General features: G+C 36.7%; 17 protein-coding genes and 2 tRNA genes. 5 read left to right on the top strand and 14 right to left on the bottom strand.

The features are described from left to right. Window positions 1–2 precede the first annotated feature (2 nt). The 4 genes from CRS_RS17000 to CRS_RS16985 all read right to left on the bottom strand — a co-directional run bounded on the left by CRS_RS17000 (window position 3) and on the right by CRS_RS16985 (window position 4,094). On the bottom strand, window positions 3–1,076 hold the full coding sequence (locus CRS_RS17000; protein WP_142725207.1) for an FAD-dependent monooxygenase: 1,074 nt from the start codon (window positions 1,074–1,076) through the stop codon (window positions 3–5). 330 nt (window positions 1,077–1,406) lie between these two features. Further along, on the bottom strand, window positions 1,407–2,783 hold the full coding sequence (locus CRS_RS16995) for a tryptophanase (protein ID WP_142725206.1): 1,377 nt from the start codon (window positions 2,781–2,783) through the stop codon (window positions 1,407–1,409). A gap of 90 nt (window positions 2,784–2,873) precedes the next feature. Then, window positions 2,874–3,491 (bottom strand): DUF502 domain-containing protein, encoded by a 618-nt coding sequence (locus CRS_RS16990; RefSeq protein ID WP_142725205.1) that lies wholly within the window; start codon window positions 3,489–3,491, stop codon window positions 2,874–2,876. Between the two features lie 24 nt (window positions 3,492–3,515). After that, window positions 3,516–4,094 (bottom strand): tRNA-(ms[2]io[6]A)-hydroxylase, encoded by a 579-nt coding sequence (locus CRS_RS16985; RefSeq protein ID WP_142725204.1) that lies wholly within the window; start codon window positions 4,092–4,094, stop codon window positions 3,516–3,518. A 223-nt stretch (window positions 4,095–4,317) separates the two neighbouring features. Here CRS_RS16985 and CRS_RS16980 point away from each other — a divergent pair, with 223 nt between their 5' ends. Beyond that, window positions 4,318–5,466 carry a porin gene (locus CRS_RS16980; RefSeq protein ID WP_228451283.1) on the top strand — a complete coding sequence of 383 codons (1,149 nt, stop codon included), beginning with the start codon at window positions 4,318–4,320 and terminating at the stop codon, window positions 5,464–5,466. A gap of 22 nt (window positions 5,467–5,488) precedes the next feature. Here the strand turns inward: CRS_RS16980 and CRS_RS16975 are convergent, their stop codons facing one another. Together CRS_RS16975 and CRS_RS16970 are read right to left on the bottom strand one after the other, a co-directional pair. Continuing rightward, window positions 5,489–6,580, bottom strand: coding sequence for an acyltransferase family protein (locus CRS_RS16975; RefSeq protein ID WP_142725202.1), 1,092 nt, complete (start codon window positions 6,578–6,580; stop codon window positions 5,489–5,491). A 133-nt stretch (window positions 6,581–6,713) separates the two neighbouring features. Then, the gene (locus CRS_RS16970) at window positions 6,714–7,601 is read right to left on the bottom strand and encodes a metalloprotease (RefSeq protein ID WP_142725201.1); all 888 of its coding nucleotides are present in this window, start codon (window positions 7,599–7,601) and stop codon (window positions 6,714–6,716) included. A 184-nt stretch (window positions 7,602–7,785) separates the two neighbouring features. Here CRS_RS16970 and rplU point away from each other — a divergent pair, with 184 nt between their 5' ends. The 3 genes from rplU to CRS_RS24510 all read left to right on the top strand — a co-directional run bounded on the left by rplU (window position 7,786) and on the right by CRS_RS24510 (window position 9,000). Continuing rightward, window positions 7,786–8,364 carry a 50S ribosomal protein L21 gene (rplU, locus tag CRS_RS16965; protein WP_142725200.1) on the top strand — a complete coding sequence of 193 codons (579 nt, stop codon included), beginning with the start codon at window positions 7,786–7,788 and terminating at the stop codon, window positions 8,362–8,364. A 12-nt stretch (window positions 8,365–8,376) separates the two neighbouring features. Beyond that, entirely contained in the window at window positions 8,377–8,634 is a 258-nt protein-coding gene (gene rpmA, locus CRS_RS16960; RefSeq protein WP_002984034.1) for a 50S ribosomal protein L27, read from the top strand. A gap of 198 nt (window positions 8,635–8,832) precedes the next feature. Further along, the gene (locus CRS_RS24510; protein ID WP_172617098.1) at window positions 8,833–9,000 is read left to right on the top strand and encodes a hypothetical protein; all 168 of its coding nucleotides are present in this window, start codon (window positions 8,833–8,835) and stop codon (window positions 8,998–9,000) included. A gap of 444 nt (window positions 9,001–9,444) precedes the next feature. Here the strand turns inward: CRS_RS24510 and CRS_RS16950 are convergent, their stop codons facing one another. From CRS_RS16950 to CRS_RS16925, 6 genes are all read right to left on the bottom strand, one after another. Further along, window positions 9,445–11,976, bottom strand: a complete 2,532-nt coding sequence (locus tag CRS_RS16950; RefSeq protein WP_228451282.1) for a DUF5686 family protein — start codon at window positions 11,974–11,976, stop codon at window positions 9,445–9,447. 281 nt (window positions 11,977–12,257) lie between these two features. Beyond that, window positions 12,258–12,331, bottom strand: a tRNA-Asn gene (locus CRS_RS16945). 533 nt (window positions 12,332–12,864) lie between these two features. Beyond that, the gene (locus tag CRS_RS16940) at window positions 12,865–16,050 is read right to left on the bottom strand and encodes a S41 family peptidase (protein WP_142725197.1); all 3,186 of its coding nucleotides are present in this window, start codon (window positions 16,048–16,050) and stop codon (window positions 12,865–12,867) included. A gap of 273 nt (window positions 16,051–16,323) precedes the next feature. Continuing rightward, window positions 16,324–16,397, bottom strand: a tRNA-Asn gene (locus CRS_RS16935). 81 nt (window positions 16,398–16,478) lie between these two features. Beyond that, a complete protein-coding gene (gene rseP, locus CRS_RS16930; protein ID WP_142725196.1) occupies window positions 16,479–17,969 on the bottom strand; it encodes an RIP metalloprotease RseP in 1,491 nt (496 codons plus the stop codon). 106 nt (window positions 17,970–18,075) lie between these two features. Next, entirely contained in the window at window positions 18,076–18,516 is a 441-nt protein-coding gene (locus CRS_RS16925) for a DUF6646 family protein (RefSeq protein ID WP_142725195.1), read from the bottom strand. 221 nt (window positions 18,517–18,737) lie between these two features. Between CRS_RS16925 and CRS_RS16920 the strand changes: the two genes are divergently transcribed. Continuing rightward, window positions 18,738–19,490 carry a nitrilase family protein gene (locus CRS_RS16920; protein ID WP_142725194.1) on the top strand — a complete coding sequence of 251 codons (753 nt, stop codon included), beginning with the start codon at window positions 18,738–18,740 and terminating at the stop codon, window positions 19,488–19,490. A 45-nt stretch (window positions 19,491–19,535) separates the two neighbouring features. Here CRS_RS16920 and CRS_RS16915 read toward each other — a convergent pair whose 3' ends face one another. Together CRS_RS16915 and CRS_RS16910 are read right to left on the bottom strand one after the other, a co-directional pair. Beyond that, a complete protein-coding gene (locus tag CRS_RS16915) occupies window positions 19,536–19,835 on the bottom strand; it encodes a co-chaperone YbbN (protein WP_142725193.1) in 300 nt (99 codons plus the stop codon). A 19-nt stretch (window positions 19,836–19,854) separates the two neighbouring features. After that, a complete protein-coding gene (locus tag CRS_RS16910; protein ID WP_142725192.1) occupies window positions 19,855–21,264 on the bottom strand; it encodes a rhodanese-like domain-containing protein in 1,410 nt (469 codons plus the stop codon). Window positions 21,265–21,422 lie beyond the last annotated feature (158 nt).

Raw genomic sequence — 21,422 nt, 5'->3', positions numbered from 1 at the left:
ATTTATTTATAGGATATAGGTAAAATATTCTGTGTTTGTAGGTTAATCGGGAGCAGGAACTGTTCCAATAGTGTTCTTCCGTTATTGATGTGAACCTCAATTTCAGGCTTTCTCTCTGCTTCATATTTTTTGAAAGCATGTTCCATATTGTTTTCTTCAACTAAATATTTAGTTAGTGTAAATGAATCTTTCAATGCTGAGGTGACTCCCTGGCTTGTAAATGGAATCAGTGGGTGTGCTGCATCACCGATGAATACAATGTTGTTTTTATAAAAACGATTCAGTTTTTCCAATTCATATACACGCCATAAATGTACATTTTTATAATCGGATTTCTGTATAATTGATGAAACCAACGGATGCCAGTTTTCAAAGACCTCGAGCATGTATTTCCTTAGGTTTTCTGCTGAACATTCATTGATCATGTACTTTTCGTTATCGAACTGCGAATACCAAAGAACGGTATCATCAGAGAGTTTTAGGATTCCGAAAGTCAGACCGCCTTCCTCATGGTGAAACTTTATAAAATCATTTTCTATAGAGTCTGCAATTTCTTTGTTCCGGATAATATTAACCACTTCACTTTCTCTTACAGCTTTCATGGTTTCATCTTTGAAAAGATTGTTTCTGATTCTGCTTCTGGACCCATCGGAAATAACGATAATATCAGCATCAATATCAGCTCCGTCAGAAAATTTCAGTTTTCCATCATGCTCTTCAAGACCTATAGTTTCTTCATATATGATCTTTTCCGGTGAAATATTTTGGGTCAGCAGATCAATTAATGAATGTCTTGAAATAGCGAAAACATTCTCCAGATTCTTTTCTGCAAGGATTCTTCCCGTGTGGGAATACTGTATATATTTTTTAAGAAAATTTCCCTGTTTAAGAAGTAGCTCAGGCTCAATGATCTGACTAAGATAATCCATTCCTTCCTGCGGAATGAGAAAGCCATGCCCTGCAAGATCTCTCTTTTTTCTTCTCTCATAAATATGGTAATCAATCTTATGTTTTTCTAAGTAATTCGCCATGCTTAAGCCGGAGATACCAGCGCCCACGACAGCAATTTTGTTCATTTTCGGAATAACGGATTTTTTCAGGTTGGTTTTTAAGTATTTTTATATCTGTTTCAGACACAAAATTAAAATTAAAAACATTCACTATTTCAAAAAAAAACATCAATTTGATTTTGTTTTCTTGAAAATAAAATGAAAAACATAATATTATGATTTAATATAATAAAATATGATTGATTTATGTGTATTTTTTTTAACGGGTATTTTTAATATCTTATTGAAAATAAGTTAGTTAATCATGGTGTTTTTTGAAAAATAGACATGCTTTTTTTACCAGACAATATGTTGGGATTTCAATACAAAAAAACCGGAAAAATTCCGGTTTTATAATTAAGCTTTTTCAAGCTGAACGGTAAAATGTCTTAAGATTTCAGGTTCCCAGGTGATTTTATATCCTTTGGCTATTTCTTCACGTCTTTCATATACATTCTTTATAGCCGCGGCAATATAATCCATGTGGTTGTTGGTGTAGGTTCTTCTAGGAATTGCCAGACGTACCAGTTCTAACTTCGGATAGCGGTTTTCTCTTGTTTCAGGATCTCTGTCTGCCAATAATGTCCCAATTTCTACGGTTCTGATACCTGCTTCTTTATAAATTTCTAGACCTAATGTCTGTGCCGGATATTCTTCACGGGAAACCTTTGGAAGGAAATTTAAAGAATCAATGAATACAGCATGCCCTCCGATTGGTTTCTGAACAGGGATTCCGTATTCGATCAGCTTATTCCCGAGATATTCAACCTGGGAGATTCTGCTTTCAAGATAGGCAAACTCAGTCGCTTCGTCAAGCCCCACTGCTAATGCTGCCATATCTCTTCCTGCCATCCCTCCATAGGTAATAAATCCTTCATAAATAATAGTGAAGTTGGATGCCTTTCTGAACACTTCTTCATTGTTCAGAGCGATGAATCCTCCGATATTTACCAGGCCGTCTTTTTTGGAACTCATCGTCATTCCATCTCCATAAGAAAAGATTTCTTTGCAAATCTCTTTGATGCTTCTGTTTTCCTGCCCGGCTTCTCTTTTTTTGATAAAGTAAGCGTTCTCTGCAAATCTTGCAGAATCAAAGAATACAGGGATCCCGTATTGGTCAGAAAGTGCTCTTACTGCCTTCATGTTTTCCAGAGAAACCGGCTGTCCGCCCGAAGAGTTGCAGGTAATCGTAATCAGACAGAACGGAATGCTTTCCTTAGGATGACTTTTATAAACTTCTTCCAGTTTTTCAAGGTTGATATTTCCTTTGAAAGGGTGAAGGTCATTGATATCAAAAGCTTCATCAATCGTACAGTCAATGGCATGCGCCTTTCTGAATTCGATATGCCCCTTTGTGGTGTCAAAGTGTGAATTTCCGGGAATAACATCACCTTCTTTTACCAATACTGAGAAAAGGACATTTTCAGCTGCTCTTCCCTGGTGCGTTGGCAATAAATATTTGAATCCTGTAATTCTTTCAACAGTTTTCTGTAATTGTTCGAAAGAACGTGATCCTGCGTAGCTTTCATCTCCGGTCATTAAAGCTGCCCACTGCTTATCAGACATTGCTCCTGTTCCGGAATCGGTAAGCAGGTCAATATAAACCTGCGAAGATTTTAAATTGAATAAGTTATAATTAGCTTCTTTAAGCCACTGTTCTCTTTCTTCTCTTGTGGATTGGTAGATTTCCTCCACCATTTTAATGCGGAAAGGTTCCGCGTACGGTAATTTCATGAGTTAAAATATGTTTTAAATTGTTTGTAAAGAAAATGGGTTTGAAAATAATTTTTCAAATTCATCAATGTATAAGTAAGAAAGGGAAGATTATTCCGGAGCCTTAAATATATTTTCATCAGAATGGAATCCGGCTACACCACCGCTCACGGCAAACTTCATGGCAGAAGCTGCTGTCATTCCCACTACAGGCTTGATGTTTTTTTCTTCAGTAACAATTACCCAGCCCGAGATGGCGTACGAGTGGGGAAGATATACCGCAACGTAATTATGCTTGTCAACGTCCGACATTTCTTTCTGAGTTAAGAATCCGATTCTCCAGATTTCCGGATTTTCATTGGTTTTTACCCATACAGGATCGTTGAATTTTTTCTTGTCGCCTACAAATGAGGACATTACGTCTTTTGTAGGAGTATAAATATGCTTTACTCCAGGAGTTTTCTCCAGTAAGCTGTCCATCGTGTCGAAAAAAAATCTCCCGACTACGAATTTATTTCCTAAATATCCTAAAATAGCAGTAAACAGTATGATTGATACGAAAACAAGCCCCGGCACCTGCTTGGCAAGAGAAGGAATAAGATTGTCAATAGCGCTTACCACGTACCAGATGACAAAGATGGTAAGCCCGATAGGACCAATAATAACCAGTCCCTGAAAAAAATTCTTCAGAAAAAGGTTGGCGATATTTTCAAAGCTTGGCTTCTTCAATGGATATACTCTTTACTGTTTGTGTTAACCGTGGATGGTTTCTTTATTTCCGTAGGACTTAATAATATTAGCTTCATATTCCAGCCACTCTTCCCATCGCTGGTTCACTTTTTCCGGATTTCCAAGCTGTCTTGCAAACCCGATGAAGGTAGTATAGTGATTGGCTTCAGAAATCATAAGTTCTCTGTAGAAAACTTTAAGCTCTTCATCTTTGATATTTTCAGTAAGAACTTTGAATCTTTCACAGCTTCTGGCTTCAATCATTGCAGCAAACAGCATTTTGTCTACGATGAGGTCTTCTCTGCTTCCCTGAACAATGAATTTGGCAAGTTCATTCACATAATCATCTTTTCTGGCTCTTCCAAAAGTAAAACCTCTCTTTTTAATGATCTCATGAACCTGATTGAAATGATCAAGCTCTTCCTGTGCAATGGCAAGAAGTTCGGTGACAATCTCAGGATATTCAGGAAGCATCGTGATCAGCCCGATAGCATTAGTTGCTGCTTTCTGCTCGCACCAGGCATGATCTGTTAAAATTTCTCCAATGTTTCCTTCTGCAATATTTGCCCACCTTGGATCGGTAGGTAGTTTCAACTTAAACATGTTGTAAAATTTTTGTAAATTTAAACAAATTGGACATATGTAGTGCTTCTGATGTGACAGAATTTGTTTTCTATTGAATTTTGCACAATCAGAGCTATGTTTTTTGTAGCATTGTAAATATGAATTAATCATTTCCCTGCTATTTTACGGTAATAACAAAACTAATGACTCAATCACAATGATTAGACAATATTATTTGCTAATGCTCTTTTCATTACTTTTTATGGTGAAAGAACTGCCTGTGTATGGACAAAATGTAAAAGATTCTGTTGAAATATCTCTAAGGCCTTATGCGAGTCTTCGTGGTCATATGGCGGTATATGACCATAAAATGGAGCTTCAGGAAAATGCATCAAGAATTGGAATGGAACTGAATATCAAAAAGGGGACATTGGGATTTATTGCAGGAGGTGAAGTGCAGTTAAATATGTTTCGTGGAAGTACCTCATTTAATGTGGATGGTAGCCTTTCCAGTGGATTTGTTACGATGGAATCTTCACAATCGAGACAGGTTTTTGGTAACAGGCTTGGCTATCTGGGAATTGAGCTGGGGAAATATGGGACTCTTACCATTGGGAAGCAATGGAGTGTTTATCGGGATATCACTTCTTACACTGACCGGTTTAATGTTTTTGGTGCAAGAGCATCTGCTACGTTTGTTGGAGGTACTGATGGAGGAGAAACAGGAACGGGGCGTGCGGATCAGGCTCTTATTTACCGTAACCGCTTTGGAAATCTGTATATCGGAGGGCAAATCCAGGCCAGAGGGGGAAATAATGATCATTTTATTGATGGATTTGGGGCCTCTGTTCAATATGAGGTTGCAGATGGTTTTTTTGCCGGAGCAGCCTATAACAGAGCTTTTCTGAGTGACCGCCTTATAGAGAATGGAAGAGCAATAGGTATTACCGGCCAGCCTACTTATTTTTCTTTGGGAACAAAGTATACTGGAAAAGTTTTTGATTGGAGTGTTCTTTTTGTTCTGCATAAAAACGGAGATTTTTCCCAGAGTTTTTATCAGAATCCAGGAATGGAAATATCCCAATCAATTATGGTATTCAATGCTAAAGGGCTGGAGGTTTTTGGAAAATATAAACTTGAAAAATTTTCTATTCTTGCAGGATATAATTTATATGTTCCTGATATAAAAAATACAGGAATAATTCCTGGGCAGTATCATCTGGATCCGGATTTTAAAAGGAATGATTGTATTGTTGGAGTTTCTTATCATCCCTTTAATTTTGTTCAGATTTATTCAGAACAAAGATTTTCCATGGGTAAAACATCATTGGGTGAAAGAGAAATAAGTGTTTTTACTCTTGGGTTGAGAATTGATTTCTCCAAAACTTTCAGCAAAAAAATTGATCTTTAAAAGGTGCTGTTATTATCATTTATTATTCATTGGCTGTGTTTTTCCTGAAGTATTCTAAAAGACCGCATCCTGCTTCATCCACTTTTTTCAGTCCTGCTGAAATGATGAATGCTAAAATGATATTAATACCATAAACAATGATCATTAAAATCCACCAGGGCATGTTTTCTTTTAACGGGACTACCAGGAAATAAACCAATGAAGAACTTATCCCCTGTGCAAAATAAAAGAAAATGGCATTCTTCCCGATATAGGTAATGATATTTTCTTTTGTGATCTTCAGCCGGTTATACAGAACAAATAATGTCACCAGAGAGAATAATGTCCAGATGATATAAGGGATTTTTGGCGGGAATTTATTTTTATTGATTTTATAGAAAACGTCTTCTCCATAATACCAGAACATCCATGCAAGGGCAGCTCCAACAACTGTATACAATACCGGGATTACCCTGACCGGAATCTTTTTTCCGCGCATTCTGTTTCCTGTTAAAAATACGGCAAGATAAAATGCAACGTATCCCACCTGTCCCGTTGGATAATATTCCGGGAATATATTGAATAATAAGGTTAACACAATGCAAAGTCCGATGAACCAATTGATGTGTTTTGGAAAAAATCTTAAGATTAATACTCCGAAAACAGTTAGAATAAAGTAAACTTTAAGGTACCAGAAGCTTCCCATTACTACCGGAAAAGTATCAGCATTGGTGTATTGATGAAGATACCAGTTTCCCAGATTTTCCCATTGAGGATATGCCGAAATGCTTGTGGTGGAATATTTGGAGCCAAATGTAGAGTAAAAATCCTGGAGCCATTCCATAGAAAAGAAACTCAATCCGAAAACTTTAAAGAAGTAATCTAAAAAGAACAGAAAAGTTACAAATATCATATAGGTAATCTGTAGCTTCAGGAGACGGTACAGTGTTTTTTCGATATTGGCTCCGGAAGTAATGCCGCTGAGTGCATAGAAAAGAGCTACATCGAAAACAAGGGAATAAACCCTTATGTCTGCAGGAATATAAAACTGTCCGGACCAGAAAGCGGTATGGATAAATATGATGGAGAGTGTAGCCAGTCCTTTGGCGAAATCAATATAGAGATCTCTGTTCATTATAGATTGCTTGGAAGTTCAAAAATACAAACAAATTGAATGTTTAAAACATAAAAGATTTTTTTAAAACAAAAAGGGGCGGAACATACTGTCCGCCTCCTTTCTTAAATATGCTAAAAATGAATGTTCTCGTTTATTGAAGATGTTTAAATTCTTCTGCAGAAATTTCTCCGGATTGAATTTTTCTCAGCTCATCAATGTATTGACTCATGTAAGCATCAATTTCAGGGTTTACTGTGTTTTTAGCCATCTTATATGTACCGTTTAAAACTCCCTGATAATAATAGAAGAAGTTGTAATCAAAATTGGATGCATTAAGATCGTACTGTCCTAAAAGAAATCCTAAACGTACGGCTGATCTCCTTTGTGCAGGAGTTCCATGGTGTCCGGGGCTGGTGGTTTGGTAATCGCCAATGCTCTGTGCAAATTCGTATGCAGCAGCAATTTCAGAGAAATTGGTTTTGTTGTATCCATTGGGTCTTCTCAGGTAGTAACCAGCAAAACCATCAGCTTCAAGCTCATTAGGTCTGGCAGTATTTTCGCTTACTGAAGGAAGACCAAAGATGTATTGCAGTTGATGTCCATACTCATGAGCAAGAATCATGGCGTTTACGATATCGCCTCCTTTTGATTTTGCGTCATAATAGATGGCGTATCCGTAGTAGATTTTTCCTGTAGAATAGGAAATAGCATTGTACGTTGAATTGAAATTGGACGGGTCGTTCACAAAACGCAGAGTGGGATTGCTTCTTCCCCATAAACTCGCAATTTTAGTCATCTGAGCGTTCATAAAATTGGTGTCAGTTGAGTTTTGCAGGCCTGTCACTAAAACAGAACTGGAGCTCCAGTTATTATCTACATAATAGCAGATTTTTTCCAGATCTCCGGGTTGGTCAATTTTTGCACTGAGTGCTTCCTGCTGAGGTTGAACATTGTTGTCCATTTGGTCATCACTACATGCTGTCAATGAAGTTACAGCGATGGCGCCTGCTAGTAAGCAGAGATTAAAGTTTCTTTTCATATATAAATTCAATTTGGTAAAACGAAGGTATGAAATTATCTCTTAATTGTGAGTACTTTATTGTAAAAAATTATTCAAAACATAGTGAATAGGATTTTAATTAAAAAAACATTGCTTTGATTGTAAGCTATTTAGAAATTTATATGTATATTTGCACCTCGAAATAACTAAAAATTTATAAACAATGTTTGCAATTGTAGAAATAGCAGGGCTTCAATACAAAGTTGAGCAAGACCAGAAGTTGTTTGTAAACCGTTTAAAAGGAGATAAAGGAGGAAAAGTTTCTTTCGATAAAGTTCTTCTTACTGTAAACGGTGCAATCACTGTAGGCGCCCCAGCTGTAAACGGAATCACTGTTGAAGCAGAGATCCTTGACCACGTTAAAGCTGATAAAGTAATCATTTTCAAAAAGAAAAGAAGAAAAGGTTACAAAGTGAAAAACGGTCACAGACAATCTTTAACTCAAATCGTAATCACTGGTATTACAGGTTTTGAAGGAGGAGCTAAAAAAGCTTCTGCTAAAAAAGAAACTGTGAAAGGTGAAGTTCTTTCTGACAACGCAACTGTTAACTTTAGTGAAGATCACGAGCTGAACTATCACTTAAAGAAAAACAACTTGTCTCAGTCAAAAGAGAACAGAGAAACTTTAATTACTCTAGGTAAAGCAGTTAAAGTTGAATTAGAAAAGAATGTTCTTACTCATGAAGAAGTAGATGCTGCTATCATTAAGAACATTGATCAATTTAAAGCACTTAATAAATAATCCAGTAATAAAATGGCACACAAGAAAGGAGTCGGTAGTTCCAAGAACGGTAGAGAGTCTCACTCTAAAAGATTAGGTGTGAAGATTTTCGGAGGACAAGAAGCTATTGCCGGAAATATTATTGTTAGACAAAGAGGTACTCAACACCACCCAGGTGATAACGTGGGAATCGGTAAAGATCACACTTTGTTTGCACTAGTAGATGGTAAAGTAGTTTTCAGAAAGAAAGCAAATAACAGATCTTTCGTATCTGTAGAGCCAAACGCATAATTGTTAAGCGTTTTATAAAATTAAAACCTCAGTAAGTTCTTTACTGAGGTTTTTTTATGCACATAAATTAAAAGTGGCCATTTTTATGTATTCAGTTATTAGTGAAATATTTTTATATTTGTTAACGGTCCATTTTGTATGTCAGTTACAATGACTCAGAGTGGACAGAATGAACCAACAATTAAAAACAAAATATCTATGAAAAATGTAAGAAAATTAACAAAGAAGAAATTAAAAGGAATTACAGGTGGAGTTGCTGCATATTGTCCTTCAATGTTTCAGTCGTGTGAAGAATGGTGCAGCTGGTCGCCATGGCAAAAATCACACTGTATATTGTCGCAGCCATGTACAGAATGTTTTGACTAGGATTTTATGGATAGTCTGCTTCATTAAGATAACAGTAGAGCTGAACCTGTAAATAGTGTTCAGCTTTTTTAAATATTAAAAAAAGTTAAATAATATCTCTTGGTTGTGAAATATTGATATATTTATCCGGCTTCAGATAAAAACAATTATGCGGAAGCCGAAAAGCAAAGAGAGTAGGCGGCAAATAAAACTAAATAATCATGAAAAATTTAAAAAAATTAACAAAAAAAGATCTGAAAAGTATTAACGGAGGTGAAGTATGGTGCCCAGCAAAACCTATTACATCATGTAGTGTATGGTGTGGACTTACAAAGGAGCAGAAAATGCGTTGTTTGCTTGACGTAGAGGGTTGTGAGTGCTTTTAATCCCGGCTTATAATAAAGTTAAATAAAGTTTCGGCGGCTTCAAAGAAGCCGCCGAAACTTTATTTATAATATATTTATTTTAGAATCCTACCTGGAAACCTGCTTTAACACCGAATTTTGAAATATCCGGTCTGTCAAGATAGTTTCCTCTCCAGTTGAAATCTACTCTGAAAATTCTAAGGTTTCCGATCCCTATATTTTCAATTCCGAATCCGTATTCATAATAAATATGCTCGCTAGGTGCAGAATATTTAAACCCTTCTACATTGATAGCTTTGGAATCATCACTTAAAGTTCCATAAGCTCCCCGGATAAAAGCAACTTCTCTAAGCTTCAGTTTTTTAATCAAAGGAATATAAGAAAGGATTTTACCATTAAAGTGGTGCTCCAGTTGAAGTGTTGTATAAGCATCCGTAACAAACTCATAATAATTAAGCTGAGAGAATGTATTCGGTACCAAACCATAAGAAAGATTGGCTGGAATGATATTCTGTAATGCCAAAGGAACAGTACTGAAGTTCTTTCCGGCTTCAAAATTAACAACTAATTTTCCCATACTTCCAATCAAAAAAGGCTTATAAAGCATGAATTGAAGTTTGTCGTAATTAAAGTCAGCATTGAATAATCCTTCAATACCTCTGGTGTATCTTAAAACAATGGTTGGTGCAAGGTTTCTGGCCTGATAGCGGTCAATTCCGGTCTGTGAAAACTTTGCACCGGGTTTTGCAATCAAACTGATGGTAACATGTGAATCGTTAACTGTTTTTCTTAGCTGGCCATCTTTATAATACATCAGATTGAATTTCTCCGGAATGGCAGACTTAATGCTCTGCATCACTCCATCTACTCTTATCTGAAAATTTTTCCAGGGCTCAATAGCTGCAAACACACTTGTTTTGTTTACAGAGCTTAAAGAAATGTTTTCTCCTCTCGCAAAAAAGGTACTGGTAGATGAAGATTGCGGGGTAACACCATCTCCGGATGTAAGCTGTCCTCCAAGCTGAACAATATCTCTGCTGGTTCCTGCCCCAATCATAAAACGGTTGAGCTTATTAAACATATATCGTGCCTCTACCCCATATTTAAACTGCTGGTCTTTGAAACCGTAGGCTGTATAAAACTGGGCTCTCCAGGTATCATTCAATCCGAAATAGGTTCTGGCTCCCAGCCTTATTCTGTCACCTTCTACCTCATTTCTTCCGTAAATTGAAAAAATAGGGCCAATGTCAATCCCTTTGAAGGCATTATAATAACGTGAACCAAGTGTTTCAAACAGTTTTACCATTCGGTTGAATTTCGGGGTCTGCTGAAGCTTATCCAACATGTTATAGACTCCCTGTTCTGCTTTAGATAAAGTGTCAGGTCTGGCTTTGGTCCAGTAAGCTTCATCTTTATTGGTGAAATTGTCTTCGTATTCTTCTTCGGTACGCTTGAATACTTTAGGATCAAGAGGTTTATTGAATTGGTAATCAGAATAGTCTACAGATCTTTTGGCTATAATGCTCTTAGATCCTTTCTTTTTTGAAAAAGGGCTCATTTCAAATTCCGTAACCAGTTTTTTAGGAAGGAATGTTGTTTCATCAGGGTTATCATATTCCAGCTGGGTATAGACGCTGTTGACGAAATTCACATTGATTTTCTGTGTAGACTTTAATGTTGCTCCTAAAACGGCATAAGTATCCGTGTCTATGTAAAGATTTCCCTGAAAAGCAAGAATGTCTTTTCTTTTAGGCTGATACCTTATCTGGAATGCCTTTTCTCCCCGGATCGTAATAGTATCCATAAGACTGTAGTCATAGGTATTGAAGCCATCTGTTCCAACAGGACTCTGGAATCCTATATCGAAATAATTCAGAGTATTGTCATAAATATTAATATCACGGTACAGGTTCTTAGCGGAGACTGTAATCACCTGATTGTCCTGGAAACCTGAAGTTTTCTGAGCAACTAAAGTTCTTTTACTGTCTTTGTCGGGTCTGTTTTTCCCATAATTTTCATAAACGGCCTCATTCAGGAAAATAGGAAGTCCCAATCTTCCGCTTGCTGTAGAATCAGCGTAGTCGAAAATGAAATCCAGTTTATTGAAAATCTTTTTCTTCATGAATGCACTGTCCAGATTGTTAAGATCAAACTGTGTTTTCTCGTATTCTTTGTAAGAATAGGTATCGAATTTTTCCAGTCCGTTATTTCTTTTATGTGCCCAGACTTTCTGCATAATGGCATAAGCCGGATTTTCTTTTTTATTTTTGTATTTGGGTTTACCACTTTGGAGTACAATCTCCTGAATATCACTTACTTTAGCCTGAGAAAGCTGCACGAAAATATTTTCAGCATTTTCAGGAGTAATATCAAGTGTTTCTGTGGTGTAATTTTTTCTGGAAAATTTTAACTGATGAATAATGCTGTCTGACTGAATAATGAAACTACCTGAAGTTGTCGTCAGGGTAGGAGTTTTGCTGTTGTTGACAAAAATATCAACTTTATTGAGTTCTTTGTTGTTTTTTTCATCAACCACCTTACCGCTGGCTTTGTTCTGAGCACATAAGGAACCGGTGAGAATCAGCAAAAAAAATAAAAGATAGTGTTTTTGGGAGTTATTGTTTAACATCATTCGTTTCTTCAGGCAATTAGCATAAACAAAAAGCATGCAGTTTATTAAAAAAATAAGTAAAAAAATAAAATATTTTTATTCTACCATATAAAACGACAAATGTAGCGAAAATTATATATGTGTTGACTAAAAATTGATGGAGAAATTTTAATGCTTAACTCATAATAATCAGGGAATTAATAACAACAAAAAGACTTGGCGTTTTGTACATTAAATATCATTTCGCAGAAAACCAAAACCCTTATAAATAAAAAAGACTTACATTTCTGTAAGCCTTTTTGCTCCTCCTGCTGGGCTCGAACCAGCGACCCTCTGATTAACAGTCAGATGCTCTAACCAACTGAGCTAAGGAGGAATTTCCTTTGTTTTAAGTGGTGCAAATATAAAAGGAATATTAATATCAGTCAAGTTTTTCTCTCCTGTTCAAAGTAACTTTTGACTAAATGTATTGAAATTCAATAAGAAATATTTTGATTGTTTTTTTGTTGCTTCTAAATATCTTTAAAGAAATATCGGAAAATGGATGATGATCTTTGCAATAAAAGCTTTGTCAGTAGATGATTCCAGCTTAAATATTTTTAATACTTTCAAGTTTTTGAGCTGTTTGTGTTTATATTTTTAAAAAGAGATTATATATGTGATAGATTTCTGCTTTCTAAACATTCTAATAAAAGCTGGTTGTCTAGCGACTCTCTCTTTAACCATGGATAATGATCATAATATGACTGGAACTTTGATATACTGGCAGTTATTGGATTATTAGCAAGCAGATTAATTCAGGATGGTAAAACTTAAAATCATGGAAATATTCATGCGAAATAATAAACAAAAATTCAAAAAAAGACCTGCATTTCTGCAAGTCTTTCAGTTTAATATAATTTTAAAAATTTATTTCTTCAGATCTTTAAGGATTTCCTGGACAGCTCTTTCCAACTGAGGGTCATTATTCTGAAGTCGGTCCATAAAGGTGTTTTTGACATAAATATCAGGTTTTACGCCTGTTTTTTCCAGATTCTGGCCATCGAGTGTATAGGTCCCCCATGAAGGAAGTCTGTAAGAAGACCCATCTACCAGACTTTTGGCAGACGTGAAAATTATCCAGCGATAGGTATCCTGTCCAATAATTTTCCCTAATTTCAACGCTTTGAAACCGGCTGCTGTCATTTCAGCATCACTTAATGAGGCTTCATTGATCAACAGGACAATAGGTTTTCCGGAAGGAGCGAAGTTGGGTTGGGTTGTCATTTTTCCTTCACGGTATTTCCATTGTAAATAAGGTCTTTGAGAAAGAAAATTGAGTACTTTGTCATGAACATTTCCTCCGGTGTTATACCTCAGGTCAAGAATAACTGCATCTTTTCTGTTCTCCTGTTCTACCATATCCAGGAGGAAGCGGTCAAGCTCATCTGTAGACATATTTTTCATACAGGAGTAGGCAATGCGGTTGTTGCTGAGTCTGTCAACACGCTGGTGGTTATTAAAGATCCACTCATCGTAAAGCAGGCCTTTCAGTTCTGCATTTGAAATCGGATGTACTTTTGCTGTTATATTTTTACCATCCCGGTTGAAAGTAAGGATAAGCTCCTCCTGTTTTTTAGGACTTGCAAAATAGGATTCACGATTTTCATTAGGGTCAACTTTTTTTCCGTTGACTGCAATCAATTGGTCACCTGGCTTGATGTCAACACCAGTACGGTAAGCAGGAGACTTTCTTACAATACTTTCAACCACATAAGGCTGGTCTTTGTTGAAAATAATTCCTGTTTCATTCGTAAAGTAGCTCAGAAATACAGTCTCTTCTTTTCCGGTGGAAGAAAATCCTGTATGTGAAGAGTTGAGCTCCCCTAAAAGATCATTGAGTAAGATTCGCAGATCATTTCTGTTGTGCACATAAGGAAGATACTTGGCATATTGTTCTTTTTTAGCTTTCCAGTCGATGCCATGGAATTTTTCATCATAGAAGTTTTCCTCAACACCCGTCCATGCTTCTGCATACATCTGGGTAAATTCAGAAGAGAGATCTTTGTCAAAACTGTATTGGATATTGATTTTCTCTGGCTTTAATGTGGCTACGGTTGTTTTATAAATATTGCCTTCTATCAGGGCAAATAAGTTTTTCTCATTTTTAGTTAAATAATATGCCGCTTTATCAAAAACTTTTTCGGATTTGGCAGGTTCAAAATCAGTGAATACTTTTTTGAACAGCTGCCTTTTTCCATTATCCTGATTGGAATTAAATAAAAGAATCTCTTTTTTATCATCAGTAAAAACCGCCGGATCGTCCTGATATCCATATCGGTCGGTAACAAGCTCAATTCTGTCCAGGGTGTCTTCAGGGTTGACTTTCAGCTCCTTTATAACCGGTTCCTTTTCTTTTTCTTCCTTTTTCTCCTTCTCAGATTCTTTCTTCTCCTTTTTGTCCTTGCTGTCTTTGACCGTATCGTCTGTTTTTGTTTCCTTCTTTTCTTCGGTAAAAAGGCTGTCGAATTTTTCAGATTTGAATGGTTCATCAAACCAGTCCAGAGCCATTCTGTAAATGTTGGACTTCTGCATCCCTAAAGGATAGGACGGATTGGTCCTGTCGCTGGCAAAATAAATATACTTGCCGTTTGGAGACCATACAGGATCCTCTTCTGAAACACCGGTATTGGTAAGGTTGAGAGTCTTTTCTTTTTTGATGTTATAGATGAAAATATCAAGTTCAAAGTTTCTTTTTGCTGAGAACAGGACATATTCATTGTTTGGAGAAAAAGAAGGTCTTGAGTTTTGGAATGCCCAGATTTCATCTTTTACAATGGTTTTGGAAGTAAAATTTTTCAAATCCAGCAGTCTTACTTCATCCCGACCACTTAAATAAACCGCTTGTGAAAGGTCACTATTGAATGTGATACTGCGGTTGTTGCGCAGGTCCTGGGTTAATTGTCTGGGCTGTCCTTTTCCATCCGCAGAGACGGTAAACCAATTCTGATATCCATTATAGGTTTGGCTGTAAAGCAGGGTCCGGTTATCTTTCAGCCATTTTACTTCCATAGCGCGTTCTTTTCCGTCGGTAACCTGCTGGGCGAATTTTCCTTCAACATCAGAAACGAATACAACGCCACGGCTTATAAAAGCCATTTTTTTTCCATCAGGAGAAACGTCATAATACGAAATGTTGTTTTCTACATTGAAATTCTGTTCCTTTTCCAATGTTTTATTAGTGTTCAGGCTGATGTTCAGAAGCTTTATGTTTTTTGAAGCTACATCATAAGTGTACAGCTGATAGTCTTTTTCAAAAATAACTTTAGATCCGTTAGCTGCTACAAAAGTTTTTTTAATAGATGTATCGAATTGGGTTAAGGCTGTTTTCTTACCGTTTTCAATTTTATAAAGATTGTATTCTCCGTTATTTTCATCAGAAATAAAGTAAATAGTCCCATTTTTGTCTACACTTGGATTAAAGTCTTTTCCTTCGTAATTGGTATACTGCTTAAAAGAATTGCTTTTGGGGTCATATCCTAAAATATCAGGATTGTTTTCTCCCTTATAGCGTTTACGCTGTACCTGATGAGCACTTTCTGAAGAACTTGTGAAAAGATATTCTCCGGCAGGGGTTTCAGCTAATCCATTGGTATTGTTGAAGTAGTTCTTGAAAAGTTTCTGTGGAGTCTTTCCTTCAATCGTAGTTTTAAAACTGCCGAAATTATTATTTCTGTTGGAAGTAAAATAAATGGTTTTGCTATCCCATGCCCAATTTTCCATTTCGTCTCTTCCGGTGTGGAATGTCAATTGCTTGATTGTACCCCCTCCTGAAGGCATTACATAAACATCATAATTTCCGTATTGGTTAGAGCTGAATGCAAGCCATTTTCCATCAGGAGAAAGACGTGGATTGATCTCTTCTCCATCCAGAGCGGTAATCCTGGAGGCATTTCCTCCATTGGCATCTACTTTCCAGACATCGCCGTCATATGAGAAATAAGCTGTCTTGCCATCAGGGCTTAACGAAGGGCTTGATAAGAAATAGGATTTTTCCTGTGCCGAAATCCCGATTATAGAAAATGCTGTTAATAACGAAATAATAGTTTTCTTCATGGTACAATTGGATATTTATGCAATATGATATTATATATTGATTTGATTATTCTTTGTCGTTGTAGAAAAGTATTTACAGGATGAAAATTTTCTCAATCCATATTATTCTAAAGAAGAATAGTCGGATTATTGAGGAAATAGTTACAAGTAAATGCCTGATAAGGAGAATAATATTCAGTAAAACAGATAAATTGCAAATAACTGTCTTTTTTGAATTAAGTATGAGCCTAAAATAAAAACAAAAAAAGACTTACATTTCTGTAAGTCTTTTTGCTCCTCCTGCTGGGCTCGAACCAGCGACCCTCTGATTAACAGTCAGATGCTCTAACCAACTGAGCTAAGGAGGAATGTCCTTTGTTTTAAGTGGTGCAAATATAGGACGAATATTTATACCCTACAAATATTTTTAAAAGAAATTTTCAAAAAAATTATAATTTCCCTGTAAATACCTTGAATATGTCACTTCCAAAGATCAGTAACATCAAGCCTAACAGGAAGATAACTCCGATCATCTGTGCGTTTTCCAAAACTTTCTGTGGAACTGGTTTCCCCACAATAATTTCATATAGTGTAAATAAAACGTGTCCGCCATCAAGTCCCGGAATCGGAATAAGGTTCAGGAATGCCAACCATACGGAGAACATAGCGGTAAAGCTCCAGAAAGCCACCCAATTGATCTTAAAGCTTCCGTCTGCATCTTTATCTACAGGCATGTTCTTTACAATTGCAATAGGACCTCCCACATTCTTGTAACCCTGAACTTTAGAGTTGAACATGATTTTGAACTGTTTAACCTGAGTTGTTAATGCTTCAATCGTTCTTGTGAATCCTCTTGGAATAGCTTCTCCGAAAGAATATTTTTTATTTGTTACAATAGACTTAGCAATACTTTTTGTATCAATAGCAATACCCAGTTTTCCGTTTTTATCAACAGAAACTGCCGGTAATGTCTGTAATGCCCCATTTCTTTCAACATCAACAGAAACTGTTTTTCCTTTATTTTCACTTAAAAGAGCAGCTACCTCATCAAAGAATGCTGCTTTTTTACCGTTGATGCCTACTATTTTATCTCCTTTTGCCAATCCTGAAGCCTGGGAAGAAGGAGTCGCCAGTGAATCGATGACCATCGAAACTCTTGGTGTGATGTACAGTTTTGCTTCTCTTTGTTTAAGAACGTCAGCTACGCCATCAGCATTTACCGGGAAAGTCACTTCCTGGCCATTTCTTTCTACCGTAACATTGTTTCCTAAAAGAATATTGATGGAGGTGTTTTCAAGTCTTTCTGCAGGTTTACCGTCTACACTGATGATTTTGTCACCATTCTGGAAGCCCATTTTCTTTCCTGCAGCAGTTGCTTCAATACCATTGCTGAACTTTGTAATATCTGTATATGTCTCCCCATTGAAGAAAGACAGACAGCTGTAAATTAACCAGGCAAGGAAAAAGTTAACGGTAACTCCTCCCAACATAATAATAAGTCTCTGCCAGGCTGGTTTTGATCTGAATTCCCATGGTTCTGCCGGTTTTTTCATTTGGGCAGTATCCATACTTTCATCTACCATTCCGGCAATTTTCACATATCCTCCAAAAGGGAGCCATCCGATTCCGTATTTCGTTTGTTCAGGGTGTTTTCTCCAGTCGTTGTCCGGAAGTTTTGATATATCGATAGGAACCTCTTCCTTCTTTCCGTTCACTTCTATTACTTCAGAATCCGGCAGATTCTTTGATAAGAATTTATACTGCCATTTTCCGTTGATTTTCTTCATGGAGAATATGGAGAAATAAGGATCAAAAAACAGGAAAAACTTCTCTGCTCTGGTCTTGAACCATATTGCCGGTAAAAAATGCCCAAGCTCATGAAGAAGCACAAGTATAGAGATGCTCAGAATGAACTGAAAAAGTTTGATTGCTATTTCCATTAATAAATTTTAGATTTTAATTTGCAAAGGTAACAATTATCAAAACTATGCCAAATAAAAAAGCTCCCCGAAACGAGAAGCTTTGTCATATTTAAAGACGATTTGATTATAAATTGAAAGAAACTCCCAGACTGCCATTATTACCTACTTCTGCAAATACCCCAATTTTTTCGTTGAAGAAATAGCGTGCTCCGATGTGAGCACCAATTCCGAAGTCTTTCCCAAGGACCCCAAGATCTACTCCAGGGTAGATATCCCACTTTGAAGGCAGATTCAAAGCGTCCTGTAAATGAAAGTTCAGCCTCCCGAAAACAAAAACACGATTATCCTTATCGTTGTCTTTATAATTGTCAAAGTAGCCGTTAATACCGGCTCCTACTGAAATAAGTTTATTGAGTCCATAGTCATAAGTTCCCGTTATTCCGGTTCCATATCCCCAGGCACTCAGCCCCAGTTGTATTTTCTGATCTCCTTTTCCTGTCCAGGCCTGAGCATTAGCCATAGCGCCAAAAAAGAGGATCGTCACCATAAAAAACAATTTCTTCATAAATTTTAAATTTTTAAGGATATTAATAAAAAATATCTCTATCAAAAATGAAACCGAAAGAATGTAAGCCTTATAAAAATAGCCGACTTTAATAATTTATTAAGAAATTGAGTTTCTTTTTTGTGGGTAAAACTCCCTTTCGGTCGCCTAATTCTCTTTTTGTAATGATAAAAGCTGTATTTTTATACTTCAGATTTGCAATAATTAAAAAAAAATAAAAGATGAAAGTTGTAGGGCTTAATTTAGATATCATCTGGAAAAATAAAAGTGAAAATTTTGAACTCATAGAAAAAGAACTTCAGAATGTGGAGGCAGATCTGTTCCTTCTCCCTGAGATGTTTTCAACGGGATTCTGTATGGATGCTTCCGAAGTTTCAGACAGGAATGGGGAGTCGCTGGAATTTTTGAAAAAAATCTCCAGGGAGAAGAATGCGGCGTTCTGTGGAAGTGCTCCGGTAGAACAGAACGGAAATTTTTATAACAGAATGTATTTTGTAGAGCCTGATGGTGAAACTTCTTTTTACAATAAAAGACATTTATTCTCCTTTTCAGGAGAAGACAAAGTGTATACGCCAGGAAAAGAAAGGGTAATCGTTGAATATAAAGGAATACGTTTCCTGCTTCAGGTGTGCTATGATTTGCGTTTCCCAGTTTTTGCAAGAAACAATGATGATTATGACGCTGTTTTATATGTTGCCAACTGGCCTGAGAAAAGGGTAGGAGCATGGGAGCACCTGTTAAAAGCCAGAGCCATTGAAAATTTATCTTTTGTATTTGGTTTGAATAGAATCGGGACGGATGGAAATGATCTGTTTTATCAGGAAAGTTCTCACTGTTTCTTTGCTGATGGAAAAGAAATCTCAAATAAGCAGGGAAACCTCGTAACCGCGGAATTGAACAGGGACGAATTGAAAGATTTCAGATCGCATTTTCAGTTTCTGAATGACCGGGATCATTTTACGGTTCAATGGTAAAAAAAATAAGGGCTGAAATTTATAAATCTCAGCCCTGTTTTTTATTTAAGAATACTGTTGCAGAAGATTGGTTAATGTATTCACGTCATGAACACCACTTTCCTTCCATAGGAGTTCTCCTTTTTTGAAGATCGCAAGCGTAGGAACTCCGCGAACACCATATTGAGCAGCTAGTGCGGGATATTGGTCCACATCTACCTTTATGATTCTGGCGGCTTCGCCGATATTTTCCTTTACTGTATTTAATACCGAAGACTGTACTTTACAAGGCTGGCACCATGTAGCGAAAAAGTCAATAAGTACGGGCCTTTCGGAATCAATGATTTCCTGAAATTTTTGTGACATAGCTTAGTTTTTTATGATCTTAAGATGTTTTGGATTGGCATACAAAATCCGAAGTAGGGAATTTTTCTGTCTTTTTGATTCCATTAAAACCTCCTTCTATTTCAGTAAAATTTCTGATTCCGTGCGAGTTAAGGATGCTTGCAGCGATCATGCTTCTGTATCCGCCTGCACAGTGAAGAAAGAAGTGTTCGGAATCATCAATAGTTCGTGCCCAGTCACTGATGGTATCCAACGGTTTGTTGTATGCGTTGTCAATATGCTCTGCAGAATACTCAGTCAGTTTTCGCACATCAATTACAGTAGCATCTGTGGTGAACTGTTCTGCAAATTCAGATGGAGAAATTCTTCTAATCTCATCAGTTTCCTTTCCTGCATTTTTCCAGCTCTCAAATCCTCCTTTCAGATAGCCTACTACATGATCAAATCCTACTCTGCTGAGTCTTGTAATGACTTCCTCTTCAGTACCTTCATCGGTTACCAACAGCAGAGGATGTTTCACATCAACGATCAGAGTTCCTACCCATGGGGCGAAATCTCCTTTTAATCCTATATTGATAGAGTTGGGGATAAAACCTTTATGGAAATCTGCAGCTCCTCTTGTATCTAAAATTAAAGCTCCTGTTTCTTCTGCCACCGCTTCGAAATCTTCCGGTGCAACAGGCTGCAGCCCTTTGTTCATAACTACATCAAGACTTTCATATCCTCCTTTGTTTAACGCGACATTCATTCCGAAATATTTAGGAGGAGCTGTTAAACCATCCAGAACTTCTCTGATGAAAGATGCTTTGTCCGGTTGATTAAGAGCGTAATTAGTCTTCTTTTGGTTACCTAAAATATCAACTGTTTCTTTCTGCATATTTTTTCCGCAGGCAGAACCTGCCCCATGGGCCGGATAAACCGTGATACTGTCATTCAGTGGCATGATTTTGTTCTGCAGACTGTCATACAAAATACCCGCCAGGTCTTCCTGGGTAAGATTGGTTGCTTTCTGGGCAAGGTCCGGTCTTCCGACATCGCCTAAAAACAGGGTGTCACCTGTAAAGATTGCAGTTTCTACACCATTTTCATCTATTAAAAGATAAGTACTGCTCTCCATGGTATGTCCCGGAGTGTGCAGAACTTTTATTTTTACTTTTCCAATTTCAAAAATCTGATTGTCCTCTGCAATAATAGCCTCAAATTCAGGAGCCGCAGTAGGGCCATATACAATAGGGGCACCTGTTTTCTTACTTAAATCCAAATGTCCCGATACAAAATCAGCATGGAAGTGGGTTTCAAAAATATATTTTAAAGTGACATTGTCTTTTTCCAGACGATCCAGGTAAGGCTTTACTTCTCTTAAAGGATCAATAATGACTGCTTCATTTTCTGATACAATATAATAGGCACCCTGAGCCAGACAGCCCGTATATATTTGTTCAATTTTCATTGGGGTCTTTTTTTAATGAGTTAAAGATACGAAGTATTAGATGAATTCTAAATGAAATGTTAAATTCCATTGATAGTTTCTTTCAATACTTTATTAAACATATGTTTAGTATATAGTAGTTTTCTCAGCAAAAAGAATGCCTTACATAATGTTCATTT

Source organism: Chryseobacterium sp. ON_d1 (assembly GCF_006829085.1).
Classification (GTDB): domain Bacteria; phylum Bacteroidota; class Bacteroidia; order Flavobacteriales; family Weeksellaceae; genus Chryseobacterium.
This window is presented reverse-complemented; position numbering and strand designations above follow the sequence as displayed.